Genomic DNA, 246 nt, shown 5'->3' with positions numbered 1-246 from the left:
GGTGGTCTTGGTTGCGGCGTTCATCTGATGCTCTCCTGGTGATCCGTTAGCGTCTGTCACTGGACCGACGGATCGACACGCGGGGGTGTGACAGGTGAGCGAAAGTTCTTCTCTGGCCGATCGTTTCGAGGCCGAGCGGCCAGGGCTGCGAGCGGTGGCTTACAGGATGCTGGGTTCGCTTGCCGAGGCAGAGGATGCAGTCCAGGAGGCCTGGCTCAGGCTCAGCCGCACCGACGTGAGCGACGT

At 63.4% G+C, this 246-nt stretch carries 1 protein-coding gene; it reads left to right on the top strand.

Annotation, left to right across the window (positions count from 1 at the left end):
- Positions 1 to 94 precede the first annotated feature (94 nt).
- Positions 95 to 246, top strand: a 152-nt coding sequence (locus AC0VY3_RS36340; RefSeq protein WP_475551817.1) for a sigma factor, incomplete at its 3' end; no start/stop codon positions are given.

Source organism: Streptomyces sp. iso_384, from assembly GCF_056172905.1.
This window is presented reverse-complemented; position numbering and strand designations above follow the sequence as displayed.